The 1,611-nt window shown below is 42.8% G+C and carries 1 protein-coding gene; it reads left to right on the top strand.

Annotated elements, in window-relative coordinates; all coding sequences use genetic code 11:
* Nucleotides 1-1,441 (top strand): hypothetical protein (locus ACR2F3_RS03275; RefSeq protein ID WP_432708549.1); only part of this gene is annotated, 1,441 nt, incomplete at its 5' end.
* Nucleotides 1,442-1,611: the final 170 nt, after the last annotated feature.

Raw genomic sequence — 1,611 nt, 5'->3', positions numbered from 1 at the left:
AGGGACAGGTACATTACTTTCTTCGTTAACGGAAAAAGCTGGTGACATCAACAAGTTAGCTGCTGGTGCACAAACAGCGGACGCTGGAGCAGGTGAATTATTATCTGCGATTACTGGTGGGGCAGGTGACATCCAAAAGCTTGCGGATGGTTCTAGCCAAGTTGCGGGTGGTTCAAAATCTTTATATGGCGGTACGAGCCAAGTTTTAGGAGGGTTAAATTCCCTTAAAGGTGGTTCGAATCAAATTGTTAGTGGTTTGAAAGAGGCCTCTACAGGTGCAAATACTTTAATAAAGGAATTTGCCTCTAAGGTAGTTCCAGGTGCTCAACAAATCGCAGGTGGATTAAAAACATTAAATGCTAATATGGGTGCTTTAGATGATGGTGCCAAACAAGTATCAGGTGGTTTATCAGAGTTAAACACGAAGATAGCCCCTTTAGACGATGGTGCCAAACAAGTATCAGGTGGATTGTCTGAGTTAAATACGAAGATCGCCCCACTAGATACAGGAGCTCGTACATTAGCAGGTGGATTATCTACATTAAATGGAAGCATCGGTCCTTTAAATACGGGTGCCTTACAAGTGGCGGGAGGATTATCTGAATTAAACACGAAAATCGACCCTCTGGATATTGGAGCAAAATCATTAGCAGGAGGCTTAATTACATTAAACAATAGTATTGGTCCTCTGAATACAGGTGCCTTACAACTAGCAGGAGGATTATCAGAATTAAACACGAAGATTGACCCTCTAGACACAGGTGCCAAACAAGTAGCAGGCGGGTTATCTGAGTTAAACACGAAGATTGACCCACTAGATACAGGTGCCAAATCAGTAGCCGGTGGTCTAGCAACTATTAATGGTAGTATTGGTACTTTAAATGATGGTGCCTTACAAGTAGCGGGAGGATTATCAACTTTAAATGGTAGTATTGGGGATTTAAACACAGGAGCTGCAACGGTAGCAGGAGGTTTAGCACAAATTGATGCTAAAATTGATGCACTAAATGCAGGAGCTGCAACGGTAGCAGGAGGTTTAGCAAGTATTGATGCTAAAATTGATGCGCTAGATAATGGTGCTGCAACGGTAGCAGGAGGTTTGGCAAGCATTGATGCTAAAATTGATGCCTTAAATGAAGGTGCACAAAAAGTAGCAGGAGGTTTAGCAGCACTTGAAGCAATGCTCCCTGTACTTGAAGCAAATCCTGAATTGGCTCCGTATATCGAATCTTTACAAGCATTGATTTTAGGTTCTCAACAAGTAGCTACAGGCGTATCAGAAGTAGCAACAGGAATAAAACAATTAGCGCCAGGTTCTCAACAAGTAGCTACAGGCGTATCAGAAGTAACAATAGGAATTAAACAATTGGCACCGGGTTCTCAGCAAGTAGCTACAGGTGTATCGGATGTAACAACTGGAATTAAACAAGTCGGATCGTAGCCATGTCGTTCTGTGAGCCAAGGGGTTGTCCCTCTCTATTGTCTTCCTAAGACCGCTTGGCCTCCGACTTAGCTATAGGCGTATCAGAAGTAACAATAGGAATTAAACAATTGGCACCGGGTTCTCAGCAAGTAGCTACAGGTGTATCGGATGTAACAACTGGAATTAAA

The organism is Pedobacter sp. (genome assembly GCF_045627485.1).
Taxonomy (GTDB): Bacteria; Bacteroidota; Bacteroidia; order Sphingobacteriales; family Sphingobacteriaceae; genus Pedobacter.
Note: the sequence above shows the minus strand (reverse complement) of the source record. Positions and strands in the feature narration are given on the sequence as shown.